This is a genomic window from Brachybacterium tyrofermentans (genome assembly GCF_039526165.1).
In the GTDB taxonomy this organism is placed as follows: Bacteria; Actinomycetota; Actinomycetes; order Actinomycetales; family Dermabacteraceae; genus Brachybacterium; species Brachybacterium tyrofermentans.
In genome coordinates this window covers 60,196-85,993 of record NZ_BAAAIR010000007.1, presented here as the reverse complement: position 1 = coordinate 85,993, position 25,798 = coordinate 60,196, and the positions used below count along the sequence as shown (strand labels likewise).

At 71.0% G+C, this 25,798-nt stretch carries 20 protein-coding genes; 5 read left to right on the top strand and 15 right to left on the bottom strand.

What is annotated here, in order from left to right; genetic code table 11:
- Positions 1-42: 42 nt before the first annotated feature.
- Positions 43-762: a glycosyltransferase family 2 protein gene (locus ABD093_RS02430; protein WP_193117413.1), complete on the bottom strand. Its 720-nt coding sequence runs from the start codon at positions 760-762 to the stop codon at positions 43-45.
- A gap of 166 nt (positions 763-928) precedes the next feature.
- Between ABD093_RS02430 and ABD093_RS02425 the strand changes: the two genes are divergently transcribed.
- Genes ABD093_RS02425 through ABD093_RS02410 form a run of 4 tightly spaced genes read left to right on the top strand, consistent with a single transcriptional unit; the run spans position 929 to position 5,759 of the window.
- Complete coding sequence (locus ABD093_RS02425) at positions 929-2,254, top strand: nucleotide sugar dehydrogenase (RefSeq protein WP_343922199.1); 1,326 nt, start codon at positions 929-931, stop codon at positions 2,252-2,254.
- Positions 2,255-2,258: 4 nt separating this feature from the next.
- The gene (locus ABD093_RS02420; protein ID WP_193117415.1) at positions 2,259-2,684 is read left to right on the top strand and encodes a DUF2304 domain-containing protein; all 426 of its coding nucleotides are present in this window, start codon (positions 2,259-2,261) and stop codon (positions 2,682-2,684) included.
- Positions 2,681-4,633, top strand: a complete 1,953-nt coding sequence (locus tag ABD093_RS02415) for a DUF6541 family protein (protein WP_343922197.1) — start codon at positions 2,681-2,683, stop codon at positions 4,631-4,633. Before ABD093_RS02420 ends, ABD093_RS02415 begins: the two co-directional genes overlap by 4 nt.
- Positions 4,620-5,759: an acyltransferase gene (locus ABD093_RS02410; protein ID WP_193117417.1), complete on the top strand. Its 1,140-nt coding sequence runs from the start codon at positions 4,620-4,622 to the stop codon at positions 5,757-5,759. The genes ABD093_RS02415 and ABD093_RS02410 overlap by 14 nt, the downstream gene beginning before the upstream one ends.
- A gap of 19 nt (positions 5,760-5,778) precedes the next feature.
- Here ABD093_RS02410 and ABD093_RS02405 read toward each other — a convergent pair whose 3' ends face one another.
- From ABD093_RS02405 to ABD093_RS02390, 4 genes are all read right to left on the bottom strand, one after another.
- Positions 5,779-7,002, bottom strand: coding sequence for a glycosyltransferase (locus ABD093_RS02405; RefSeq protein ID WP_193117418.1), 1,224 nt, complete (start codon positions 7,000-7,002; stop codon positions 5,779-5,781).
- Positions 7,002-8,066: a non-hydrolyzing UDP-N-acetylglucosamine 2-epimerase gene (gene wecB, locus ABD093_RS02400; RefSeq protein ID WP_343922195.1), complete on the bottom strand. Its 1,065-nt coding sequence runs from the start codon at positions 8,064-8,066 to the stop codon at positions 7,002-7,004. The genes ABD093_RS02405 and wecB overlap by 1 nt, the downstream gene beginning before the upstream one ends.
- Before the next feature lie 103 nt (positions 8,067-8,169).
- A complete protein-coding gene (locus tag ABD093_RS02395; RefSeq protein WP_193117420.1) occupies positions 8,170-9,351 on the bottom strand; it encodes a glycosyltransferase family protein in 1,182 nt (393 codons plus the stop codon).
- Between the two features lie 109 nt (positions 9,352-9,460).
- The gene (locus ABD093_RS02390) at positions 9,461-10,666 is read right to left on the bottom strand and encodes a glycosyltransferase family protein (protein WP_193117421.1); all 1,206 of its coding nucleotides are present in this window, start codon (positions 10,664-10,666) and stop codon (positions 9,461-9,463) included.
- A 156-nt stretch (positions 10,667-10,822) separates the two neighbouring features.
- On the opposite strand from ABD093_RS02390, the gene ABD093_RS02385 reads away from it, so the two are divergent.
- Positions 10,823-13,105 (top strand): glycosyltransferase, encoded by a 2,283-nt coding sequence (locus tag ABD093_RS02385; RefSeq protein WP_343922192.1) that lies wholly within the window; start codon positions 10,823-10,825, stop codon positions 13,103-13,105.
- Here the strand turns inward: ABD093_RS02385 and ABD093_RS02380 are convergent.
- The 10 genes from ABD093_RS02380 to ABD093_RS02335 all read right to left on the bottom strand — a co-directional run bounded on the left by ABD093_RS02380 (position 13,092) and on the right by ABD093_RS02335 (position 25,796).
- Positions 13,092-14,216: a glycosyltransferase gene (locus tag ABD093_RS02380; protein ID WP_193117423.1), complete on the bottom strand. Its 1,125-nt coding sequence runs from the start codon at positions 14,214-14,216 to the stop codon at positions 13,092-13,094. The two genes, ABD093_RS02385 and ABD093_RS02380, sit on opposite strands and share 14 nt — an antisense overlap.
- Positions 14,213-16,057: an ABC transporter ATP-binding protein gene (locus ABD093_RS02375; protein ID WP_343922190.1), complete on the bottom strand. Its 1,845-nt coding sequence runs from the start codon at positions 16,055-16,057 to the stop codon at positions 14,213-14,215. The genes ABD093_RS02380 and ABD093_RS02375 overlap by 4 nt, the downstream gene beginning before the upstream one ends.
- A 22-nt stretch (positions 16,058-16,079) precedes the next feature.
- Positions 16,080-18,032 (bottom strand): DUF6541 family protein, encoded by a 1,953-nt coding sequence (locus ABD093_RS02370; RefSeq protein WP_343922188.1) that lies wholly within the window; start codon positions 18,030-18,032, stop codon positions 16,080-16,082.
- A gap of 40 nt (positions 18,033-18,072) precedes the next feature.
- Positions 18,073-19,572: a glycosyltransferase family 4 protein gene (locus ABD093_RS02365; RefSeq protein ID WP_193117426.1), complete on the bottom strand. Its 1,500-nt coding sequence runs from the start codon at positions 19,570-19,572 to the stop codon at positions 18,073-18,075.
- Complete coding sequence (locus tag ABD093_RS02360; protein WP_193117479.1) at positions 19,562-20,575, bottom strand: Gfo/Idh/MocA family protein; 1,014 nt, start codon at positions 20,573-20,575, stop codon at positions 19,562-19,564. The genes ABD093_RS02365 and ABD093_RS02360 overlap by 11 nt, the downstream gene beginning before the upstream one ends.
- Before the next feature lie 2 nt (positions 20,576-20,577).
- The gene (locus ABD093_RS02355) at positions 20,578-21,687 is read right to left on the bottom strand and encodes a DegT/DnrJ/EryC1/StrS family aminotransferase (protein ID WP_193117427.1); all 1,110 of its coding nucleotides are present in this window, start codon (positions 21,685-21,687) and stop codon (positions 20,578-20,580) included.
- A complete protein-coding gene (locus tag ABD093_RS02350; RefSeq protein WP_343922185.1) occupies positions 21,684-22,370 on the bottom strand; it encodes an acyltransferase in 687 nt (228 codons plus the stop codon). The genes ABD093_RS02355 and ABD093_RS02350 overlap by 4 nt, the downstream gene beginning before the upstream one ends.
- 204 nt (positions 22,371-22,574) lie before the next feature.
- Positions 22,575-23,093, bottom strand: a complete 519-nt coding sequence (purE, locus tag ABD093_RS02345; protein WP_193117429.1) for a 5-(carboxyamino)imidazole ribonucleotide mutase — start codon at positions 23,091-23,093, stop codon at positions 22,575-22,577.
- Positions 23,090-24,268, bottom strand: coding sequence for a 5-(carboxyamino)imidazole ribonucleotide synthase (locus ABD093_RS02340; protein WP_343922319.1), 1,179 nt, complete (start codon positions 24,266-24,268; stop codon positions 23,090-23,092). The genes purE and ABD093_RS02340 overlap by 4 nt, the downstream gene beginning before the upstream one ends.
- A 172-nt stretch (positions 24,269-24,440) precedes the next feature.
- Positions 24,441-25,796 carry an ATP-binding protein gene (locus ABD093_RS02335; protein ID WP_343922183.1) on the bottom strand — a complete coding sequence of 452 codons (1,356 nt, stop codon included), beginning with the start codon at positions 25,794-25,796 and terminating at the stop codon, positions 24,441-24,443.
- Between the last annotated feature and the right edge of the window lie 2 nt (positions 25,797-25,798).

Below are 25,798 nucleotides of genomic sequence, written 5' to 3'. Positions count from 1 at the left end.
CGCCGTGGGGCCGGCTCAGCGGACTCCGCGGACGTGGAGAACTCAGCGGAAGAGCATGTCGATGACGATGTTGACCGAGTTCAGCATCGACTGGCCCTTCGAGCGGGAATAGTCGGTGTACAGGATGTGTACCGGGTGCTCCCGCACGGTGAACTTATGGCGACCGATCTCCTCGACGATCTCTGAGGCGTGGGCCATGCGGTTCTGCTCGATCGCGATCTTCTCGCAGGCCTCGCGACCGATCACCCGCAGGCCGTTGTGCGCGTCGGTGAGCTTCACCCCGCTGGTGAGATTCGTGTACCAGACCGCACCGCGCAGAACGATGCGCTTGAGCAGGCCGGGCTTGGTCCGGGAGTCCAGGAAACGGGACCCCAGCACGATGTCCACGCCCTCCGCGTCACGCATTGCGATCATCGCGGCGGCGTCATCGACCTGATGCTGCCCGTCCGAGTCGAAGGTCACGATCTGCCGCATCCCCGGGTCGCGCAGTGCGTAGTCGATGCCGGTCTTCAGCGCGGCGCCCTGGCCCATGTTGAAGGGGTGGCGCACGACCGCGGCACCGGCGCGCGCGGCGATGGCCGCCGAGTCATCCTGGCTCCCGTCGTCGACCGCGACCACGAGCGGATAGCGGGTGCGCAGGTCACGGATGACATCCCCCACCACCTGACCCTCGTTGAACAAGGGGACGACGAACCAGGTCGTGTCCGCTCCCGGGGACGTCTCCTCGACGACTGCTTCGCGCGGGGGCTCGGGGGTGCTCACGGGCTCTCCTTCTGGCTGACGACCGGGGCAGGGCACGATGTCGAGGCGTCGCAGGGCGACGCTCCGGAACGGTCGATGACGATACTCTGTCACGGTGGACCGCTGATGACGGTCACCGTCGTGCATGCGACACCGATCCCGGTGTCGGACTAGGAGGAACCCCGCCGTGAAAACTGCTGTCGTCGCCCTGGGAAAGATCGGACTGCCGCTCGCCGTGCAGTTCGCCGATGCCGGCCATGAGGTGATCGGTGTCGACACCAATCCCCGCCAGGTGGAGCTGATCAACCAGGCCACCGAACCGTTCCCCGGCGAAGCCCACCTCCAGGAGAAGCTCTCCGAGCTGGTCCCGGCCGGGAAGCTGACGGCCACCACCGACTACGCCGAGGCGATCCCCGGTGCTGATGCCGTGGTGATCGTGGTGCCGCTGTTCGTGAACGATGCGACCTGGGAGCCGGACTTCGGCTGGATGGACGCCGCCACGAAGTCCCTCGCCGAGCACCTCACCCCCGGCACCCTGGTCTCCTACGAGACCACCCTCCCGGTGGGCACGCTGCGCACCCGGTTCGTGCCGATGATCGAGGAGATCTCCGGGCTGAAGGAGTCCGTCGACTTCTTCGCCGTGTTCTCCCCCGAGCGGGTCCTGACCGGACGCGTGTTCGAGGACCTGCGCAAGTACCCCAAGCTGATCGGCGCTCTGACCGAGGCGGGCACGCAGCGGGCCCGCGAGTTCTACGAGTCCGCGCTCCAGTTCGATGAGCGCCCCGATCTGAACAAGCCCAACGGGGTGTGGGACCTGGGGTCACCGGAGGCCTCGGAGCTGGCGAAGCTCGCCGAGACCACCTACCGCGATGTGAACATCGGCCTCGCCAACGAGTTCGCGCTGTTCGCACAGGACAACGGCATCGACGTGTACAAGGTCATCGAGGCGTCGAACTCGCAGCCCTACTCCCACATCCACCAGCCCGGCATCGCGGTGGGCGGGCACTGCATCCCCGTCTACCCGCGCCTGTACCTCTCGACCGATCCGCGGGCCGAGACGGTGCGCACCGCCCGCACGCTGAACGCGTCGGTCCCCGCGAAGCTCGTCGAGCGGGCCTCGGGCCTGCTCGGTGAGCTGAAGGGCCTCAAGGCCGTGGTGCTCGGCGCCTCGTACCGCACCGGGGTGAAGGAGACCGCGTTCTCCGGCGTGTTCCCCGTGGTCGAGGCGCTGCGTGAGCATGGCGCCGAGGTCGCGGTCCACGACACGTACTACGACGATGCCGAGCTCGAGGGCTTCGGCTGGGCCCCGTACCACGTGGGCGAGGCCGCGGACCTGGTGATCGTGCAGACCAACCACGCCGAGTACAAGGACCTCACCGCCGCCGACGTGCCCGGTGTGAAGCTCATCGTGGACGGCCGCAACATCACCACCGCCGAGAACTGGACGGGCACGCCCCGCCTCGTCCTCGGCGACGGCTCCGCCTCCACCCACCAGCAGGCCGAGGAGGCCTGACCTCGTGGGTGAGCACGAGCTGATCCTCGCCCTGGTCCCCGCGCTCGACGTGGGCAGCCGCACCTTCATCATCCAGCTCCTGCTGGTGCTCGGGATCGTGGCGATCATCGCGTGGCTGTTCATCAAGCGCGGTGCGAAGCAGCTGGCCGTGCGCCGGCTGCTGGTCATCGCCTTCGCGGCCTTCGCCGTGCTGACCGTGATGTTCCCCGGGATGCTGAGCCGGGTGGCGAACCTGGTCGGGGTTGGCCGTGGTGCCGACCTGCTGCTGTACGCGACCGTGCTCGTCCTGCTGGGCTTCCTCGCCCTGCAGGAGGCACGCACCAAGGCAGCGGAGAAGCGCACCACGTACCTGGCCCGTCGGCTCGCCCTCGACGAGGCGGTGCCCCCGTCGCAGTACCGCGCAGAGGCGCTGCCCCGATCCGATAGGTGACCCCGCTGCTCTCCCTGCTCCTGACCATCCTGGTCGTCCTCGCCGCGGCATACCTTCCGGGGTATGTCGCGGTGAGGGCGCTCGACGGGTCGCGCCTGCTCGCCCTGGCGCTCGCTCCGGCACTGGCCGCGGCGATCGCCGGGATCAGCGCGGTGGCCGCGTCCGTCCTGGCATGGCACTGGTCGATGCTGCCGTTCCTTCTCGGCGCGGCCGTCCTCCTCGCCGTGGCCTTCGGGCTGCGCCGACTGGGCGTTCGCCTGCCGTCCACCATCCTGGACGGTGCGCTGTCACCGCGCCGTGCGGTCCCGGGCGGGGCCCTGTGGATGATCGGCGCTCTTGCCGTCTCGCTCGTGCCGATCGCGATCCGGGCCGGGCGGCCCGACGCGATCCTCGAGCGCTGGGACACCCTGTACCACCTCTCGGCCCTGCAGCGGATCCGGGAGACGGGGGACGCCTCCTCCCTGCACGTCGGCTCCGTCTCGAACTCCGCGGGCGATCCCACCTTCTACCCCGCAGCCTTCCACGCCCTCGCCGCGGTGGTCCCCGGGGTCACCACGCCCACCCTGCTCAACGGCACGGTCCTGGCCCTGGCGGTCGTGCCTTGGATCCTGGGCATCGCCCTGCTGGCCCGTGCCCTGTTCCCCACCACCGGATGGGCACCGTTCGCCGCTGCGATCACGGCCGCGCTGATCCCTGCCAGCCCCGTGGACCTGTGGATGCACCTCTCCCCCGTCCCGAACCTGTCCGGCTTCGCCGCGCTGCCCGGGGTGATCGCCGCGGCGGCCGCCCTCTGGGGCGCCCTGCTCCCCCGGTTCACGCTGCGGCCCGTCGTGGCATCGCTCCTCGTGCTGGGCCTCGCCGGGGCTGGCCTGGGGCTCATGCATCCGAACGTCGCGGTCACCGCCCTGATCCTGCTCACCGCGCTCACCGCGGTGACCGGCGCCTCGTCCTGGCGGCGGCGTCACTGGCTGGTCGTGGTGCCGGTGCTCACCCTGCTCCCGGTGGTCCTGCTCTCGTACACCCCGCTCGGGTCCCAGGTGACCGGGTTCAACGGCGGGCTGGTGGTGCAGTGGTGGCTCGCCCTCGGCGAAGTCGCTCTGGGCCTGCTGACGGTGTGGCCGATGGCGCTCGGCGTCGTCCTGGCGGTGCTGTGGTGGCCGGGCCTGATCTCGGCGTTCCGCACAGCCACCTGGCGCTGGCTCGCCGTCGCCTGGGTGGTGATCGCGGTGATCTACCTCGATGCGGCGCTCGACTCCCCGCTGAACCTGTCGACCCTGTACTACCGCGGCCAGGACCGGGTCTCGATGCCGCTCGCGATGCTCTCCGCCGTGCTCGTGGTGCCCGGCCTCCAGGCCTGGGCGAGGCTGCTGGTTCGCTCGCGGGGCGAGGCCCGCACTCCGGGCGCCGCTCGCGCTGATCTCCGACCGGCTCGGACGGTGACGGTGATCCTCGTGATCGCCGCAGTCGCCGCGGCCCTCTCGTCGGTGCCCAGCCGCTCCGACAACGCCGCCAAGAACCTCGCCGCCGACTATCCCGGCCGGGGCCGGTTCCTCCAGGCCGACGAGCGTGCGCTGTTCGAGCAGTACGTGCCGGAGATGGATCAGGACGGCACCCTGCTCGCCAGCCCGTTCTCCGGCGGCGCGCACCTGTACGCCATGTTCGGTCAGGATGTGCGCCTGCCCGTGGCCGGGATGGCCTATACGGACCTGGACCGGCAGCTCATCTACGCGACCGAGGATGCCGCGACGGATCCGGCGTCGTGCCGGGTGCTCGAGGAGAACGGGATCCACTACGTGTACCAGGAACGGATGCCATACAACCGTCACACCACGTCCGACTCCCTGAACGTCGCCGGCCCCGACCTGGGCATCGTGCTCTTCGAGACGGATCACTCGCGGATGATCCAGATCGACTGCGATCCCGGGGACGGGAGCTATGACCCTGCCTGAGAAGGCCGGTCAGCAGAACCGACCTGCGGCGGAACCGCACGTCCCGGTCTCGCCCCCCGCCGAGGCTGTCCCCGCTGTGCCCAGTTCGCCCGCAGTGCGCCGCTATGCGCCGGTGCTGGACCTGATCCGGATCCTCGCGGTGCTCGGCGTCGTGTGCGTGCACGTCCTCGCCGACCATCTCGAGCCGAGCTCGCCGATCGTCCTGCACATGCTGCGATCCCTGCTGTCGACCGCCGTGCCCACCTTCCTCATGATCTCCGGCGCGCTGAACCTCGCTCCCGCCGCCCTGCGGCACGGCTCGGGCCGGTTCCTCGGCCGGCGACTGCGCCGGCTCCTGCCCGCCACCGTGGTGTGGACGGCGTTCTATCTGCTGGTGATGAACGTGCTGGTCCCCGTCGGCCCCGTGGACTGGCGGGAGCAGGCCTCCTTGCTGGTCACCGCCGAGACCTATCCCCACCTGTACTTCCTGCCCCTGATCATCGGCCTGACCCTCATCTCCCCGGTCCTGGCCACCTATGTCGGGGACTCGGGCCGACGCGCCTGGGTCACCGGGGCGGTGTGCGCGCTGTGGGCCCTGGTGGTGATCGCGCTCCCGTTCCTCACCGAGGGTCTGCTCGGGGAGGCGGTGGTGCCGCTCCCGCTGGGGTCGATGACGTACTTCCTGCCGTACATCGGCTACTACGTCCTGGGCCGCGCCGCCTGGGCCGCGCCGGTGTCCCGCCGGACCTCGATGCTCCTGCTGCTGATCGCGGTGCCGGCTCTCACCGCGGCGACCACCTGGGCCTACCGATCCCCCGTGACGCAGACCCCTCCGGGCCAGGCACTTCTGCCCACCTATCTGACGCCGACGGTGATGCTGCTCGCTCTGGCCCTCGTCATCGCCGTCATGGCACTGGGCCGGGGCTGGAGAGCCTCCGCAGGCATGGAGTCGGCACTGCGCACCCTCGGCGACGCGACCTTCGGCGTGTTCCTGGCGCACTTCGCGATCCTGGTGGCGCTGCGCGGCGCCGGGTTCCCCGAGGGGTCGCCGCTCGCGGTGCTCGCCCTGATCGTCGTGGTGGCCATGCTCTCCACCGGCTTCACCCTGATGGGGAAGCGGATCCCGGGACTGCGCACGATCCTGTGAGGAAGGATCCCGCGGTTTCTCAGCCGTCCCGGGTGCTGCGCTCCTCGAGGCTCGCGAGCACCTGCTCGGCGCCCTGCATCGCGCAGCCGCCGAGCGAGGCGTTCTCGAGCGTCCAGCGGCGCAGGTGCTGCGGATCCGCCCCGCCCTCGCCGTGGCCCTCACCCTCGAGCGCCGCACGCATCGCCTCGGCGACGTGCTCGGCATCGTGGTCGCAGGCCCAGCCCAGCGCATTGTCCCGGATCCGGTCGTGGGCGGCGCCCTCGCCGGCGTGGATCACGGGGGTCCCGGTCGACGTCGCGGCGTAGATCTTGGTGGGCAGGGCGAACTCGTAGCCCTGGCCGGGAGTGATCGAGGACAGCCCGGCGGCGGCCCCCCGCAGGTGCGCGGCGACCTGGGCGGGCGGGATCTTGTCGCGGAACTCGATCCCCTCGATGCCCTCCGCGCGCACCCGTGCCTCGAGCGCATCGCGGCCGGAGCCCTCGGAGAAGAACAGCAGCCGCGCCGTGGGGTGGGTGGCGCGCACCCGGGCGAAGGCGTCGACGAACACACCCGCGCCCTGCCACTCGGAGACGGTCCCGGCATAGACGAAGTAGGGGCCCTGCTCGCCGCCGGTCCCGCCCTGATCGCTGAAGGTGTCGGTGTCGATGCCGTTGCCGACCATCACCAGGCTCGGTCGGGAGCCGATGAGCTCCTCGAGCCGGTGCTGGACCCCCGGGGAGATCGTCAGCACGCGCGCCGCCCGCTTCCACACGGTCTTCTCGGCCCAGCGCACGACGGTGCGCACGAGCGTCGGCACGCCGTCGACGCTCTCGGTCGCATCGGACCAGACGTCGGCCGCGTAGAAGGTGTACGGGACCCGACGGATCGCCGCCGCGACCATCCCGACCATGCCCGTGGTGGGCGGCGGCTCGAGCACGAGCGCATCCATCGGGCGCTGCAGCAGCAGGCGCAGCGCGAGCGGGAGGTCGAAGCTCAGGTACGAGACGTAGCCGCGCACCTGGCCCTGCGAGTCGCGCTTGACCGGCCAGCGGGACACCTTCCGGGCCCGCGAGCGGACGCTCCCTGCACCGGGCGCGGTGGTGGTCAGCACCGTGACCTCTGCGCCGGCCCGTTCGAGCGCGAGCACGAGCGCCTCCTGCCGGAACGCGGCCGCGACCGGCTCCGGGGTGTAGACGCGGGTCGCGACGACGACGTGCGGGGGCCTGGTGCGGCCGCGCCGGCGGGCGGTGCGCGAGCGGGCCATCAGGCGCGCTCGCGGAGGGCGTCGATGCTGCGCAGGGAGGCGTGGCCGTCGCCGTAGTGGGCTGGGCGGTCCGCGGTGGGGCGGGGGCGCATCACGGCGGCGGTGAGGTCGGCGGGTTCGGGCACGAGGCGGTTCCAGTCGTTCTCGAGGGTCTCGACCCATTCGGTCTCGGTGCGCACGGTGGAGCCGGGGGTGCCCAGGAGGTAGGCCTCCTTCTGGAGGCCGCCGGAGTCGGTGACCACGGCGCGTGCGTGCTGCACGGCGTTGATCAGGTCGGGGTAGGCGACGGGGGCGCCGACGTGGACGGCGCCGCCGGCGAGCTCGATGCCGGCGTCCTTCGCCTTGGCGACGAGGCGGGGGTGGGCGAACAGGGCCAGGGGCATGTCGAGGGCCTGGAGGGCCTCGATGATGCCGCGCAGCCGGGCCGGGTCGTCGGTGTTGTCGGCGCGGTGGATGGTCGCGACGGCGTAGTCCGCGGCGGGGTCGATGCCCTCGGGCAGGGCGACCGGGGTGTCCTCGAGGGAGGCGGCGACGCGCAGGCACACGTCGGTCATGACGTCGCCGGTGACGACAGTGCGGTCGGTGAGGCCCTCGGCGGCGAGGTGTGCTCGGGCGACCTCGGTGGGGGCTAGGAGGAGGTCCGCGGCGTGGTCGGTGATGACGCGGTTGTGCTCCTCGGGCATGCGGCGGTTGAAGGAGCGCAGGCCGGCTTCGAGGTGGGCGACCTTGAGGTGCATCTTCACGGCGGAGAGGGCGCCGGCGAGGGTGGAGTTGGTGTCTCCGTAGACGAGGGTCCAGTCGGGCTGGTGCTCCTCGAGGACCTCGTCCATGCCGGCGAGCATGGCGCCGGTCTGGCGGCCGTGGGAGCCGGAGCCGATGGCGAGGTTGACGTCCGGGGCGGGGATCCGCAGGTCGGCGAAGAACACGTCGCTCATGGCGGCGTCGTAGTGCTGTCCGGTGTGGACGATGATGTGCTCGACGTCGTCGCGCTGGGCGGCGGCATCCGCGATCGCGGCGAGCTTGACGAACTGCGGGCGGGCGCCCACGACGGACAGGATCTTCACAGCTTCGGGTTCCTTCCGGGTACGGGTCCCCCGGTGCCGGGGGTTGTCTCGAGGGTCGGCCCCAGGGCTCGAGCCGCTGGGCCCTGAGGTCGGGGCTCTGGAGTCAGGGCTCTGAGGTGCTGCTTCCGGGGGCCAGCAGGCGGCGCACGGCGTCGGTCCAGGGGATGGAGAGCCGGTCGCTGCCGAGCTCGGCGGCCGCACGGTCCGCCGCGGCCTTCATGGCATCGATCCGTGCTGGCGTCAGATCCAGCAGCTCGTCGGCGACCGTCTCCACCTCGAAGTCCGCGGTCACGGACCCCAGGTCGTACGACTCGACGTATCGGCGCATGTCCGGGCTGGGACCGATCACGATGCCCAGCCGGGCCTGGACGAACTCGAACAGCTTGTTGGGCACGGTGTGCTCGAGGTTGAAGGTGGTGGGCGGGCACACGAACAGGCCGACGTCGTATCCCGTGAGGGTCGGCACGATCTGGTCGAAGGGGACCGGGTCCAGGACCGTGATCGCGGGGTCCCCGAGGTCCTCGACGCGTCGGGTCAGCTCCGCGATGTAGGCGCTGTCACCGGGCATCAGGTAGAGGTCCAGGGTCAGGGAACCTGGCCGCCGCGCGTTCGCGGCGGCCACCGCGTCGATCATGATCTCCAGCCGACGGGCACGACCGGCGGCCCCGGTGTGGACCAGACGGATCGGGCCCTCTCGGGGGGTCTCGCGCACAGAGATGTCCGCCCGATGCCGGGCGGCGTTGGGCACCACGTCGGCAGCGATCCCGAACTCCTGGCCGTAGGCTTCGGCGAGACCCGGTGAGACCGTGGTCACGCTGTCGACGCGGGTCAGGTGCTCCGTGACGATCCAGCGCACGACGGGGCGCTGGTAGCGCTCCCAGAGCGCATCACCCTCGCGCTGACGGGTCGCGTACTCGTGCATGTCGGCGTGGACCCCCCGACGGGGCGCGAGCTCCCGAGCGAGCGGGACCGACGGAGCGTCGTTCGCGACGACGACGTCGTGGCTGCCCGGGGCGATCTTCCCTCGCAGGAAGCGCACCCAGGGTGCGTTGTCATAGAGACGGCGGAACTGCCTGGTCAGCACCAGGGCGTAGAAGCGCCGGTAGTCCGAGCGCCAGTTCCCGAGCTCCTCGGGGACCTGCACGTGGGAGGCGACCCCGGCAGGGGCCGCCCCGTACCCGGCCGTGTGGACATCGCCGAGCTCGCTGAGCAGAGCGATCTGGCGCAGCACGCGCGGGTCCCGTTCGATCGGGGACAGGGACAGAACCAGGATCGAGGGGCTCATCGGGCTCGTCCTCGGCATCGGAGTTCGCACATCACGAGCTGATCCTCGCACGCCGCGGCCGGTGCCCCCGGCGACCTTCCGGGCACGGGCGTGTCCATTCTGTGACCTTTCATCGACGGTCCGACGGATCCGAGGACTCCGGGCCGGCGACCGGGTTCGTGGAGCTGACGAGGGCGGCGACCGCCTCCCGCCACGGCTCGGAGGTGACCTCCGCGCTGAGCGACTGCGCCCGTGCATCGGCGGCGGCTTTCCACTGCGTGATCTGCTCCGCGTCGACGGCGAGCAGCGCGGTGCGGATCTGCTCGGCGGTCGCCTCGTCGACGGCGGTGCCGATCCCGTGCTCCTGGACCATCTCCCGCATGTCGACCCCGGGGCCGACGATCACGCCGAGCCGTGCCTGGACGTACTCGAAGAGCTTGTTCGGCAGCGCATGGACGATGTTGAAGTTCGTCGGCGGGTAGATGATCAGGCCCAGGTCGTAGCCCGCCAGGGTCGGAACGATCTGCGCGAAGGGGACGGGGTCGCAGATCCGCACACCGGCGTCGGGATGCGCCGCGACGAGCTCGCCGAGCTCGCGATGGTAGGAGGCGTCGCCGCCCTTGAGGTACAGGTCCAGCGTGAGGCGGCCGGGGGCCTCGGCGGCGGCCTCGATCACCGCACCCACCATCTCGGCGATGCCGCGACCGCGCACGGCGGAGCCCATATGGACCAGGCGCACCGGGGAGCCGACGGTCGAGGGCTCGATGTCCCCGCGGAACGGGGAGGCGTTCGGGACCACCCTCGCGGTGACCCCGTACTCGGCGGCGTACTGCGCGGCGAGTCCGGGCGAGACGGTCGTCACCGAGTCCGCGAGGGTCACATGGCGACGCACCATCCAGCCCTGGAACGGCCCCACCAGCGTGCGCCACCAGCGCTCGTCCTCGCGCTGACGCGGTGCGTACTCGTGGAGGTCCGCGTGGACACCGAGCCGCGGCCGCAGCGCGAGCGCCAGGGGGACGGCATTGACGTCGTTGGCGATGATCACGTCGACGCTGTGCGGAGCCACCCGGTCCAGGACGAATCTCGTGCGTCGGGCCCCGAAATAGGCGCGCCGATAGCGGCGTGCGGCGTACAGGACCATCAGGTGCCGGAAGCTCGGACGCAAGGAGTCCAGATGGGCGGGCACCTCGACGTGCTCCGTGACACCGGCCGGGGCGCCGCCGTAGCCGACGGTCACCAGCTCGTAGTCGTCCTTGAACATCTCGATCTGCCGCAGCACCCGGGGATCCCCCGTCAGCACCGAGAACGACATGATCAGAAGACGTGCACGTGGCATGCTCGAAGTGCTCCCTCGGGGATCGTGGATCGGCCGTGGCCGCAGGCCCTGCGGGCCACCCACATGGTACGCGGGGACGAGCGCGCTCCGACGCATGCCGTGGTCATGGGACCATGACGTCATCCATGGTTCATCCCCCGTCCTGAAGGGACCTTCGTGCGCATCACGGTCATCACCACCTGGTTCCCCACCGATGTGGCCCCGTCCCGGGGATCCTTCGTGGTCCGCGACACCCTGGCGATCGCCCGGCATGCCGACGTCCGGCTGATCCACCTCGTGCCGCCGGCCGACGATGACGGCAGCCGCCGTCTCGTCCACGACGGGATCGACGTGCTGCGCATCCCGATGGACCCCAAGCGGCCGGACCAGGTCCTCCGAGCATCTCGCGCCCTGGAGCACGCGGTGCGCGGCGCCGACGCCGTGCACTCGATGGCGTTCTCCTCGCTACTCCCCCTCGCGCTGCGCCGCCCGGACGTGCCGTGGATCCATACCGAGCACTGGTCCGCGCTGACCACCCCGGCCACGCTCCCCCGGCCCGCCCAGCTCGGGCTCCCCGTGCTCCGTCACCTGCTGTCGCTGCCCGACCGGGTGACCGCCGTCTGCGACTTCCTCGCCGCGCCGATCCGCGAGGTGCGCGCCGCGCGACCCACCGCGATCGTCCCCTGCATCGTCGAGCCCGGCGAGGTCGTCCCGCGCCGCGACCGACGTGACGGCTCCCTGCGCCTGGTCTCCACCGGCGGGCTCATCGATCGCAAGGACCCGCTGCTGGCCGTCGACGTGCTCGCCCGTCTCGTCGAGCGCGGGGTCGACGCGCGGCTCGAGTGGCTCGGGGACGGGCCGCTGCGGGAGGACACCGTGCGCCGCGCGGCGGAGCGAGGTGTCTCCGAGCGCCTGGTCCTGGCCGGCAGCGTTCCCGGCGACGAGGTGCGTGCGGCACTCGCCCGCGCCGATCTGTTCTTCGGCCCCACCAAGGCGGACAACTTCTTCGTCTCCGCCGCGGAGGCGATCGTCGCCGGCCGCCCCGTGGTGCTCGGCGCCACCGGCGGACAGGGCGAGTATGTCCAGCCGCAGGTCGGAGCCCTGGTCGCCGAGCAGGACGCCGATGCCTATGCCGACGCCGTGCTCGAGGTCGATGCGCGGACCCGGAACCTCGGGGCCCAGGAGATCGCCGACACCATCGGCGACAGCTTCTCGACCCGGACCGTCGCAGCCGGTTACCGCGATCAGTACGAGCGCCTGCTCCACGGCAGCAGCGACCACCACGCCGCAGGGTCGACGGGTGCCGCACGGGCAGCAGGTGCCCCGGGCACCGATGGCGCAGGAGACCCGACTGCCGGCCCGGTCGTCGATGTGATCATCGCCTGCCACACCCCGGAGCGTCCCGTGGGCCGCGCCGTCGCCTCGGTCCTGGACGGGAACGGCGAGCTGGCAGGCGTCACCGTGGTCTGCCACAACATCGCGGCCGCCGAGATCGCCGCAGTGATCCGCCCGGAGCACCGCGACCGGGTGCGACTGATGGAGCATCACGACTCCTACCGTTCGGCCTCGGGGCCGTTCAACGCCGGGATCCGGGCCAGCAGGAGCGAGTTCGTCGCGATCCTCGGGTCCGACGACACCCTCGCTCCCGGGGCGGTCCGCTCATGGCTCGCGGTCCAGGAGAGCACCCGGGCGGACTTCGTGATCACCCGCCTGGCACTCGGATCGGCCACCGCCGGGGTCCCGACGCCGGCGGTGCGAGCATACCGTCGGGGACTGGTGGACCTCGTCGCCGATCGCCTGAGCTACCGGTCCGCACCGCTGGGCCTGATGCGCCGTTCGCTGCTCGAGTCCACCGGGATCGAGCTCGTCGAAGGGGCGACCATCGGAGGCGACGTCGCGATGGTCACGCGCCTCATGGCGACCTGGCGCACCGCCTACGACCGGGGTGGTCCTGCCTACGTGATCGGGGAGGACGCCGGTGACCGCGTCACCTATGTGGTGCGGCCGATGCAGGAGCAGCTCGGATTCTTCCCGGACCTGCTCGACGCCGGATGGTTCGCGGCGCTGCCTGCGGCGGCTCGCCGCTCGATCGGGACGAAGCTGCTGCGCATCCACGTCTTCGGGGCGGTGTTCTACCGCGAGGATCCGGCCATCTGGACCTCGCGGGAGCGCACCGATCTGGCGGCCATCACGGCCGAGGTGATCGCTCGGGCGCCCGGCTGCCTGGAGCCGCTGTCCCGTGCGGATCGTCGACTCGTCGACGCCTGCCTGAACCCCGAGGTCCCGGCGACCGAGCTCATCGCCGCGGCGCAGGATCGCCGCCATCACGGGCGACCGGCGACCCTCATCCCGCGTGAACCGCGGTTCGTGCTGGACCGCGAGGCCCCGCTGCGCTTCATGGCGGCGTCCCTCGCGGTGCGTCACCTGCCCCGCCTGCAGGGAGCGGTCAGCGGGCGCTGATCCGCTCCAGAGCACGCGCCCACGCCTCGATCTGGACCTCGGCCGAGAGCGCCGAGGCCGAGGCGTCCGCCGCCTGCTTGAAGCGGTCGATCCGCGACGCGTCCAGGCTGTGCAGGACAGCGCCCAGCGACTCCGCATCGGGCCCGGGCAGCACGTCGCCGATCCCGTGCTCGCGCACCAGGTCCGCCATGTCCGGCGACGGTCCGACCAGCACGCCCACCCGGGCCTGCACCGCCTCGAAGAGCTTGTTGGGCAGGCTGTGCTCGAGGTTGAAGGTGGTGGGCGGGAACACGACGATGGACAGGTCGTACTCGGCGACGGCGTCCACCAGCTCGGTGTAGGGAACGGGATCACGGAAGCGGACCGCCGGGAGGTCCCGTGCACGTTCCTGCAGGGCCTCGATGTAGCCGGGCTCGCTGGGCACCAGCATGAAGTCGAGCGTCATGCCCTCAGGGGCTCCGCGCATCGCGTCGACCATGGACTCCAGCCGACGGTTCGCGCGCGCGACCCCCGTGTGCAGGAGCCGGATCCGCTGCCCCGTGGGGCGCGGCGCCCGGTCCTCGTAGGCGGCGGCGTTCGTGACGACCTCAGGCACCACGCCGAACTCCCGCTCGTACTCGGCGGCGAGCCCTGGGGACACGGTGGTCACGGAGTCCACCCGGGGCAGGCAGGTGCGGCAGATCCACCGCTGGTACGGCGCGATGAACCAGCGCCAGGTGCGCACGTGCTCCTTCTCGCGGGGCGCGTACTCATGGAGGTCGGCGTGAATGCCCTGGCGGGGGGCGAGCCACAGGGCGAGCGGCAGGGTGTTCACGTCGTTCGCGAGCACGATATCCGCCTGGCCGACGTGGGCCTCGAGGGCGGTGCGCGCGGCCCGAACGGCGCTCATGTCCCAGTAGGCGTGGCCGAAGCGACGGGTGAGCAGGTACTTCTTGCTGCTCGGCCAGGCCCGGGTGTTCTCGGGCAGCTCGATGTGGCGCACGGCGGGGTGCGGCGTCGGTCCGAACCCGACGGTCGTGACCTCGTACTCCTGCGCGAAGCGGTCGATCTGGCGCTGGACGCGGGGGTCCCGTGCGAGCGTCGAGAACGAGACGATGGTCAGCGAGGTCATTCCGCGTCCTCCTCGGGCACCGCCACGGCGCCGCGCGAGCGGCCCAGCCCTGCCAGTGCGGCCTGCTCGGCGAAGGCGGGCACGGCGGCGACGACCTCGTCGAAGGTCCCCGAGGCGGCGATCTCGCCCTCGGACATGTAGAAGACGATGTCGCAATGCTGGATCGTCGCGAGGCGGTGCGCGACGGTGATCGTGGTGACGTCCCCGCCGAGGTTGCGGATCGCAGCGGTCACCGCGGCCTCGGTCTTGGTGTCCAGGGCGCTGGTGGCCTCGTCGAGAACCAGCACCGATGGCTCCGCGTACAGGCCACGGGCGATCCCCATCCGCTGGCGCTGGCCGCCGGAGAGGGTCATCCCCCGCTCGCCCAGCCGTCCCTGGGTGCCTCCCGGGCGGTCCTCGATCACGCCGAGCATCTGCGCCCGGGACAGGGCAGTGCTCACGCGTTCCTCGTCGACGTCGGACGGGTCCCAGGTCAGTGCGACGTTCTCCCCCACGGTGACGTCGAAGAGGGCGACCTCCTGGGGCACATAGCCGACGGTCGAGCGCCACTGGCGCAGCACCGTGGTGATGTCGGTGCCGTCGACCAGGATCGTGCCGCTGCTGGGAGTGAGCAGTCCGAGGAGCAGGTCCACGAGCGTCGACTTGCCGGCTCCGGAGGTGCCCACGAAGGCGACCGCGGATCCGGCGGGGATGCGCAGGGAGACCCCGCGGATCGCCGGCTCCTCCCGGCTGGGGTAGGTGAAGGTGACGTCGTCGAAGACGATGTCGTGGAGGCCGCTGTCCAGGGTCGCGGTGTCCGGGGCGTCCTGGCGCTCGACGGCGGTGCGGGCGAACTCGATGTCGTCGATGATGTAGTCCGCGAAGGCCGCGTTGGTCAGGATGCGGTTCTGGGTCGCTTGGAAGCGCGTCAGGGAGGGCACCAGGCGGAAGCCGGCCACGGCGAAGAGCGCGACCGAGGTCATCGCGGACGCCGCCCCGTTGTCCGGGAGCCCGGCCAGGTAGCCGGCTCCGCCGACCACGACGAACCCGCCCACGAGCCCGGCATCGAGCACGAAACGCGGCATCTGGTTGTAGTACTGCGCGAAGGCGCGGGTGCGTGCCGCCGCCGAACGACGGTCGGCGACGATGTCCGTCACCTGCTTCTCGTTGCCCTTGAGGGTGAGCTCCTTGAGGGCCGCGAGCACCTCGCCGAGCAGCCGGACCACCGCGATCGAGTTGTCCCGGTTGGCGGCGCCGTTGCTCACCGCGAGCGGGCTGATCACCCGCGAGAGGACCAGCGCGATCAGGCCCAGGTAGGCGAAGGTCGCCAGGGCGGTCTGCCAGTCCAGGAGCAGCAGCCCCACGCCGATCACCGTGATCGTCGCGAACTCGGCGACCACCGTCATCGACGGCATCAGCACATTGGCGACCACGGCGGCGACGCCGGAATCGACCATGCGGATGATCTCCTGCGTGGACTTCGACGTCCGGTCCACCCACGAGGCGGACATGTACGAGCGGAAGAGCGTCTGTCCGATCGAGACCTCGTGCTGCGCGAAGCGCTGGGTGGCGATCCGGATCGTGAGCAGGTTCAGGAAGCTCTTGACCATGATGAGGACGACGAACACCCCGACCAGCCACATCATCTCCTCGAAGGAGTGCAGCTCCCAGCCGACGACCGGGATCGTCACCGACTGGTCAGGGCTGGTCAGTCCAGGGATGACGATGGCGATCGCGCCGAGCGCCACGACGTCGAGCAGGGCCAGCAGGCTCATCACGATGCCGAAGGTCACCAGGAACCGTCGGGAGTTCGCCGGCAGCACCGAGAGGGTGCGCCGCACGATCCTGAGCGTCTGCTTCACAGCTCGTCCTCTTCCGGTCGGGTCAGCATGGAGCCTCCAGTTCGTACAGGGCATAGGGTCCCTCGCCGGCGACGGGCGTCAGCAGGGAGTCGGGGATCTCGCGGAGCCCGTCCCACGGTGCCGAGGCCTCCGGGTTCAGGGCGACGCCGGAGTGCTCCGAGGTGTCACGGTACAGGTGGGTGGGGTGGAGTCGCTGATAGGCGGCGCAGACCCGTTCGTCCTCGTCGGCACTCATGTACCAGGCCGCCAGCATCCGGCTGTCGCTGGTCTGCGGGGTCGCGAGGGTCGGGAACACCGTGGTGACACCGCCGATGGACCAGTAGAGCGTCGCGCCGTCGCGCGGGTCCGCGAGGACGACCGCGTCCGCCGGGAGCTCGGCCGCCGTGCGTTCGATGAAGTCCCGCTCCTGCTGGGTGTCGTACGGGGCGAGGTGCACGCCGTACGCCGTGTAGGCGAGGGACCCCATCAGAGGCAGCCGCTGCGGGACGATCAGTGCGACGGCCACGGTGACCAGCAGAGCGCCGAGGGCGAGGGGCGCCAGGATCGCCTGGGCGCGTCGGCGTCGGGCCCTCGACAGGGCGACGACCGCGAGCACACCGCGGGCGGCCAGGATCACGAGCATGCACATGAGCAGCGGGGCGATCCGCTCGCGAGCCCCGTACCAGGGGTTGACCAGAGCCGCGCTGAGCGCGCCGGGCAGTTCGGTGGCCAGGGAGAGGCCGAGGCAGACCAGCGTGCCGACGCCGGCGGTCAGCGTCGTCGGCTCACGGTGCCGGGCGCCCGCGACGGCTCCGATCACCGCGAGCAGCATCACCACGGCGACTGGCCAGATCGGATCACCGATCACCGGGATCCGGGGAGAGTCCACGAGGATCTGCCGCAGGACGTCGCGCAGCGGCAGCGGGCTCGGTCCGGTCATATTCATCCCGTTGAGCATCGTCGCGGAGAGGGCGACTGCCGCGCAGGCCGAGAGCAGTGCCAGGGTCAGCTGGACGATTCCCCGGCGCACGTCGTCGCGCTGGACGATCCGCTGCGACCCGCGGACCAGCAGGGCCATACCCGCTGCCACCGCGACGGAGAAGAACACCGCCGGGTGAGCGAGGGCGGCCCCGACGATCACGGCGAGGTGGCCCAGCGCCGGCCAGACACCCACGGTGCGGCGGGGGTCGTCCGCGAGGTGGAGGGCGGAGGCGAGGGCGACGGGCAGGCAGAGGACCCCGAGGACGGTCGGCCACAGGCCCATGACCAGGGCCATCGCGGGAGTACTGAGGAACAGCGTGGAGGCAAGAGCACCAGCGGTCACCGCGACCGGGAGCGCACGGTGCGGCCCGAGAACGCTCGCGACCATCGCGGCGACCGCGGCCGGCAGGGCGGCGAGCACCGCGAGGACCATGGCGTTCGCGCTCGTCACCGTGCTGAACGGCAGGAGGGCGGCGAGGGCGCCGAACATCACCGGATAGAAGGTGGGCTCACCGTAGATCGGGGTCAGGGCGGTGGTGAGTCCGGCATCGCCGGAATCCCGGATGAAGGCGATCGCGGAGAGGTGGAAGAAGGCGTCGTAGCCGCCCTGGAGGGTCTCGATGCCTCCCATCCGGCGTGAGGACGAGGCGACGACGGCCAGCCCGGCGAGCACCACGCCCCCGCTGGTGACCACGTGCGCTGTGGGGTTCCGGAGCGGGTCGCCCGTCCGAGGCGGCTGGCCGCTGCGGTGCTGTCCGGGCTGACGGCGCCGATGCAGGCGTCGGAGCAGGACCGCCACGGCCGCGAGGATCGTCACGCAGGCCACGACGGTCAGAGGATGCCACGGGATGCCGAACAGGGAGAAGAACGTGCTCAGCAGCACAGCGAGGATCACGGTCACGGCGGGTGCCCAGCCCCAGCGCAGGGAGACCTGCACATCGAGCGCCCGCAGCATCACATATCCCGGCAGGGCGAGGAACGCCCAGGCGACCAGCACCGGGAGGATCCAGCTCATCGTCCCGCCCCTCGGGGCCCCGCACAGCGGTGGTGCGTCATCAGCACCTCGAGGCGCGGAGCGCGTGGTCGTAGTCGTCGACCACACGCTCGGGGCTGCGATGCAGGACAGCCCACTCGCGGGCGGCCACAGACTCCTCGGCGTAGCGTCCCGGGTCCTGGAGCTCCCGGATGCGCTGCGCGGCGGTCTCCACGTCGGGCACCACCCACTGCTCCCGGTAGATCGAGGACGCACCTCCGTAGTCGCGGGCATGCGGCCAGTCGCGCACCACGGCGGGGCAGCCGGTCGCCAGTCCCTCCATCACGGATTCGTGCGTCCCCTCACCGAAGGAGGACGAGAGCACGACCCCGGCCGCGGCGAAGATCTCGGGGACGTCCCGGCGCACGCCGAGCTGCTCGACCACCCCGGAGGGCAGGGCGGCGAGCCTCTGGCGCACCCTGCTCTGGTACGGGGTGTCCTCGGCCGGCAGATCCGGGAGCCCGGGGCCGACGAGCTTGAGGCGGTAGGCCGGATCCTCCCGGTGCAGGCGCTCGATGAGGTCGAGGGAGAACAGCACGTCCTTGATCTCGCGGTTCCAGCCCACCTGGACGATGACCCGGGTGTCCCGGGGCGCGTCGGAGACGGCGCCCAGACCGCGGCTGAGCAGGTTGCCCACGATGTCTGTGGGGACTGACGTGGACTCGGGCGCGATCGCGGTGACGAGCCCTCGGATCGGCGGGGACACGTGCAGCAGGTGATCGATCACGGAGTGGTCGTGCAGCAGGGGGAACGGCGTGAACGCCTCGAAGCGGTGATAGCGGGCGACGAGGCGGCGAGGGGCCATATCCAGCATCGTGATCCAGCTGAGGATGTGATGGCCCCACTCGACGAAGGCGACGTCGGCCCATTCGTAGGCCTCGACCAATCGCTCAGGGGTCGGGATCCTGCGGCCCTCGGTGACCAGGTCGTAGCGGGCGCGCAGGATGCGCTCCCGGTCGGGCCGGTCCGTCTCGGGCAGACCGTCGACCTCGAACTCGAGGATCTCGAAGCGGCCCGTCTCGCGCAGGGCGTCGAGCAGCGGGCGCAGGAACGTCCAGTTCTGCTGCGCGATCACCAGCAGATGGACCACCTGCTCCCCGTCTCCGCTCGCCCCCTCGCCGGAGCGCGGTCCCGGTCGCCGGGGGGCCGTGCCCTCGGGGATCGGTGACTCCAGCAGGACCTGACCGGTCCGGGAGGCGCGCAGGGGGCGCAGGAACGCCTCCGGGTCCTCGACCAGCGGCGACTCGGCGCCCATGTGGAGGGTCGGGTGGTAGGCGACGCGCAGGGCCTTGTCGAACCACCGCACGGCCGACGTGATACGTCGGCGCTCCAGGGCCCGATCCGCTCGCGTGATCAGGATCTTCTCGTCACGCCTCCAGTCGTGGCTCTCCTGACCGGCCGCGAGCTCGTCGAGGGCGACGAAATACGTCCCCAGGCCGCCGACCGCCCCGGGGACGTGCCGCACGGCCCGTGATCCGGCGAGGATCAGGTCCTGGGTCAGCCGTCCGACGTCAGCGCTCACCGGCGGGTCCATCCAAGGACACGACCGTGCCCTCGCGTGCGCTCTCCAGCACAGCCTCGACGGTGCGGACGGTGTGCAGCCCCTCGCGCATGGTGACGATGTTGGAGGCGTCCCCGTTGATCGCATCGCGGAACGCCTGATGCTCGGTGGCCAGGGGCTCCTGCCGCTGCAGGGAGTAGGTGATCGAGTCGCCCTCGCTCACCCCGCGGAAGGAGGCCATCGACTCCCACAGGTTCGTGGTCGCCTCCCCGTTGGCGTGGAAGGTGAGGTCCGCGTTCAGGGTGTCGGCGATCAGGGCGCCCTTCTCGCCGGTGACGACGGTGACGCGCTCCTTGAACGGGGACAGCCAGTTCACGAGATGGTTGGTGATGGTGCCGTCCTCGAGGCGGCCGGTCACGGAGACCATGTCCTCGTCCTCGCGGCCGCTGCGACGGGTCGAGGTCGCCCCGACCGAGGCGTACGGCGACTGGGCGACCCAGGCCGTCAGATCCAGATCGTGCGTCGCGAGGTCCTTGACGACGCCGACGTCGGCGATCCGGGCGGGGAACCCGCCCTGGCGGCGGGTGACGATCTGGTAGATCTCGCCCAGCTGGCCGTCGGCGATGCGCTTGCGCATGGCCTGCAGCGCCGGGTTGTACCGCTCGATATAGCCCACCGCGCCCACCAGGCCGGCCTGCTCGTACGCGGTCGCGATCTCCTCGGCCTCGCCGATGTCGAACGCGAGCGGCTTCTCCACCAGGGTGTGCACCCCGGCCTTCGCCAGCGTCATCGCCACATCCCGATGGAACTGGGTGGGCACCGCCACGACCGCATAGTCGATGCCCGCCGCGATCAGCGCCTCCACATCCGGCAGCACCTCCAGATCCGGCGCCGCCCCATGCGGATCGCCATAGGCATCCGCCACCGCCACCAGGTCGACGCCCTCCAGAGCCTGCAGATTACGGGCGTGATGGCGACCCATCATGCCCAGACCGATCAGACCGGCCCGCAGATTCTTCCCCATGCTCACGCACCCGCCTTCGCCACAGTGTTCACAGCCGCCACGATCCGATCCCGATCCTGCTCCGTGATGCTCGGATGCACCGGCAACGACAGCACCTCACGCGCCAGCATCTCCGTCACCGGCAGATCCACCTCCGTCAGGAACGTCGCCAAGCGGTGCACCGGCGTGGGGTAATACACCCCGCACCCCACCTGATGCTCCTCCCGCAGAGCGGTCGCGAACGCATCCCGCTCCGCCGCCGACGCGCCCTCGATCCGGATCGTGTACTGGTGGTAGACGTGCGAGGCACCCTCACGCACCACCGGCGTCACCACCCCGGCCAGATTCGCATCGAAGAACGCCGCATTCTCCTGCCGCGTCGCCGTCCATGCCGGCAGCTTGCCCAGCTGGACCCGACCGATCGCCGCATGGATATCGGTCATCCGGTTGTTGAACCCGGCGACCTCGTTCGCATACTGCTTCTCCATGCCCTGGTTGCGCAGCAGCCGCACCTGACGCGCGAGCTCCGGGGTCGAGCACGAGACCATCCCGCCCTCACCCGAGGTCATGTTCTTCGTGGGATACAGCGAGAACATGCCGCCCTGCCCGAAGGTGCCCACCTGGGCGCCCTGCCACGTCGCACCATGCGCCTGCGCTGCATCCTCGAACACCCACAGCTCATGCTTCGCCGCGATCGCCATGATCTGATCCATCGGTGCCGGATGGCCATACAGATGCACCGGCTGGATACCCACCGTGCGCTCCGTGATCGCAGCCTCGATCGCCGCAGGATCCACCGTGAACGTCTCGGGATCGACATCCACGAACACCGGCGTCGCCCCACAAACAGCCACCGTGTTCGCCGTCGCCGCGAAGGTGAACGACGGCACGATGACCTCATCACCCGCACCCAGACCCAGCGCCAGCATCCCCAGATGCTGACCCGAGGTCCCCGAGTTCACCGCCACGACCTCCCGGCCACCGGCCAGCGCCGTCGAGAACTCCCCCTCGAACGCCACCACCTCCGGACCCTGCGCCACCATGCCCGACGCCAGGACACGATCCACCGCGTCCCGCTCCTCCTGGCCGATGATCGGCTTCGCCGGCGGAATCATCGTGAGTTCGCTGTTCATGCGGGGAGTCCATCCTGTCCATCGGGATCGGTGAGGGGGGCCGGGCGCGGGGCGTCGGCAAGGGGTGAGGAGGCGAGCAGCAGCCCGCCCGTGGAGTCATCGGGGATGTACCACTCGCCGGTGGTGGGGCACACCCAGGCGTCGGTGCCGTCCGAGGTGGGGACCAGCTTCTCCCCGGAGCGTCCAACCCAGGCGAGGCGCCTGGCAGGCACCCCGGCGACGAGGGCGTGCGGCGGGACGTCCTTGACCACGGTGGCGCCGGCGGCGACCATCGCCCAGGCACCGATGGTCACGGGGGCCACGCAGACGGCGCGGGCGCCGATCGAGGCGCCTGTCTCGCAGGTGACTCCCACCGGCTCCCAGTCCGAGGCGGACTTCGGGGTGAGGTCGGGATTGACCGCTCGCGGGAAGTGGTCGTTGGTGAAGACGGCCGCGGGGCCGACGAAGACGCCGTCGGCCAGCACGGCGGGCTCGTAGACCAGCGCGTAGTTCTGGACCTTGCAGCCATCACCCATCTGCACGCCGCTGCCGATATAGGCGCCGCGGCCGATCACGCAGTCCGTGCCGAGCCGGGCACCCTCGCGCACCTGCGCGAGGTGCCAGACGGAGCTGCCGTCGCCGATCGTCGCATCATCCGAGATGTCGGCCCCCGGGGCGACCCGGTAGGCGGGTGTGTCATTCATGGGTTCGACGATACCGCGAGGACCCCGCCGGGACCTGGAGCAGCTCGTCGGTCTCGACGAGCTGTTGTTCATATCGCCGTGCGAGTTCACCGGAACGACACCGGACCTTCTCTCCGTCGGCATCTCCTCGTCGGTGTCCTGTCGCTGGCGGTGTCCTGACGCTGTCGCTGTCGGCCGATGTCAGTGACTCGGTGGGTCAGCGACTCAGCGTGAGGAGCGCAGGGTCTCGCCCTTGCGGACCGCGATCTCCCGCAGCTCGGACTGGAAGTCGACCATCTTCTCGCGCAGCGCCACGGCCTCCACATCGCTGCCGGCACCCAAAATCCGGGCCGCCAGCAGTCCCGCGTTGCGTGCCCCGCCGATCGAGACCGTCGCCACCGGAACCCCGGCGGGCATCTGCACGATCGACAGCAGCGAGTCCATGCCGTCGAGGTGCTTGAGCGGCACGGGGACTCCGATCACCGGCAGCGGGGTGAGCGAGGCGAGCATGCCGGGCAGGTGCGCCGCGCCGCCGGCGCCGGCGATCACCACGCGCAGCCCGCGCTCGGCGGCGGAGCGGCCCCAGGTGATCATGTCCTCGGGCATGCGGTGGGCGGAGAGCACATCGACCTCGACGGCGATCCCGAACTCGGCGAGGGCCTCCTCGGCGGCCTTCATGACCGGGTAGTCGGAGTCGGATCCCATGACGATGCCCACCAGGGGGCGGGGCGTGGTCTCGGTCATCGGGTCTCCTTCGTCGGTGCTGCAGGGTCTGCGGATGCGGATGCGGATGAGGATGCGGATGCGGATGCGGATGCGGATGCGGATGCGGATGCGGATGCGTCGATGATGAGGTGCTCGGCGCGGTGGGCACGCTCGAGGAGCTCCTCGACGTCCTGGCCGACCACCGTGACATGGCCGATCTTCCGGCCGGGACGCACCGACTTCCCGTACAGATGGACCTTCAGCTCCGGATCGGCGGCGAGTGCGGCGTGGACCCCGGGGGCGAGATCGGTGGCGGTCCCGCCGAGCAGATTCACCATCACCGCGACCGGGGCGACCGGGGCGGTCGAACCCAGGGGGAGGTCGGCGACAGCCCGCAGGTGCTGTTCGAACTGGCCGGTCACCGCGCCGTCCATGGACCAGTGCCCGGTGTTGTGGGGGCGCATGGCGAGCTCGTTGACGCTGATCGCGCCGTCCGCCGTCTCGAACAGCTCGACCGCGAGCATGCCCACCACGTCGAGGTCCTCGGCGATCGCGAGGGCGAGAGCCTGGATGCGCTCCTGGTCTGCTGACTCGAGGCCGGCGGCGGGCGCCACGACCTCGTAGCAGACCCCGTCCTTCTGGACCGAGTGCACGACGGGATAGGCGACGGCCTCTCCCCCGGGCCGGCGGGCCACCTGGGCGGAGAGCTCCCGGGTGAAGGGCACGAGCTCCTCGGCGAGGAGGTCGCCGTGCTCCTCGAACCAGTCCGCGACCTGAGCGGCATCGTCGACGACCCGCACCCCATGGGCGTCGTATCCGCCGCGCGGGGTCTTGACCACGAGGCGGCCCCCGGCATCGCCGAGCGCGGCGGAGAGCTCTTCCGGGGAACGGACCCGCCACCAGCGCGGGCAGGGATGGCCCAGCGCGGTGAGGCGCTCGCGCATGACCAGCTTGTCCTGGGCGTGGACGAGGGCCGCAGGGCCGGGACGCACGGCGGCGCGACCGTCGCCGAGGATCGTCTGGAGGATCTCGGCAGGCACATGCTCGTGGTCGAAGGTGACCACGTCGACCTCGTCGGCGAGGGCCTGGACGGCCTCCGCGTCATCGTGACGGCCCAGCAGCACCTGCCCGGCGACCGCCGCGGCGCTCTCCGCGGGATCGGTGGCGAGCACCGGCGTGGCCAGTCCCAGCTCGATCGCGGGGCCCAGCATCATGCGGGCCAGCTGGCCCGCCCCGACGATGCCGACGCGGCGTGCCCCAGAGGGCTGATCCGCCCCGGGGGACTGATTCACCCCGTGCGACCGGTCCGCCTCGTGGGGCAGACCGGAGGAGGCAGAAGGAGGGAGGGGCTGAGGAGTCTCGGACACGGCGGCCAGTGTACGAGGATCAGGCGCGCGAGCGCGGACGGCGCCGCACCACGGACCCCTGGGGCAGCGTCTCGAGATCGCCAACGTTCCCGGCGGACCCGTCCTGCTCGCCCGGGCTGTCCTCGCCGGGCGCGGTGATCAGGAAGACGCCGAACTTCGCGGGGGTCTCGGTGAGCAGTTCGAGCCGCCCGCCGTCGTCCTCGACGAGGGTGCGTGCCAGCGCGAGCCCCACGCCGGTGCCTGAGGAGCTGCGACCGGACACGGACCGCTCGAAGACGCGGGTGCCGAGATCGGGGTCGATCCCGCCTCCCTCGTCGGTGACCTCGATGACGGTGGAGTGGTCGTTCCGGCGCACCTTCACGGTGGTGCGGCCGTCACCGTGCATGAGGGCGTTCTCGATGAGCGTGGCGATGACCTGGGTGAGGGGTCCGATCGATCCCCAGACGGCGGCGCTGCGCGGCACCTGGATGCGCAGCTCGCGCTGGGCCCGGCGGTAGGCCGGGGACCATTCCTCGCTCTGCTGCGTGAGCACGGCGCGCAGCTCGACCACGCCGGGCGTACGACGCGAGGACGAGCGCGGGGCATTGATGAGGTCATGGACCACCTCGGTGAGGCGGTCGATCTGCTCGAGGGAGATGCGGGCCTCCTCGCGCACCCACTCCTCGGAGCTGGTCGCGAGGATCTCGTCCAGGCGCATCGAGAGCGCGGTCAGGGGCGTGCGCAGCTGGTGCGAGGCGTCCGACGCCAGCTGGCTCTCGGCCTCCAGGCGCTCGGTGAGCATCGCGCCGGAGCGGATGAGCTCCTCGGCGACGTCGTCGATCTCGGAGATCCCCGAGGTGTTCCACGGCCCGCGGGCCCGGCCCGAGCCCATCTCCTCGGCGCGCCGGTTCAACCGGGCCAGGGGCATGGAGATCCGTTGGGCCTGCCAGAGGGCGACGGACGCCCCGATCGACAGGGCGGCGAGGCCGGCGACGACGAGCAGCACCCAGGCACTGGCCGTATGGGCGCGTACATCGGACTTCGGGATGTTGACGACGATCTGCTGCTGCTCGGAGCCGTAGGCCGTGACGAACAGCGGATCTGGACCGGGTGGCTCCCCGGCGGTGACGACGTCACCATCGTCGAGAGTCACGACGATCTGGATGTCCAGATCCGTCTGCTGGTCGACGATGGCCTGCAGCATCGCCTCGTCGAGCGGCCGATCATCCGCAAGCTGGGTCTCGGTGACGACCCGCGCCTCGTCCAGGACTCCGTTGGCCTGTGCGGAGAGCCTCTGCTCAGCGAGCTGCAGCCAGGACCAGCCCAGCGGGATGCCCAGCAGCAGCACGACGAGGACCACGGTGATGATCGTGGCCTGCAGCACCCGTTGCCACACGC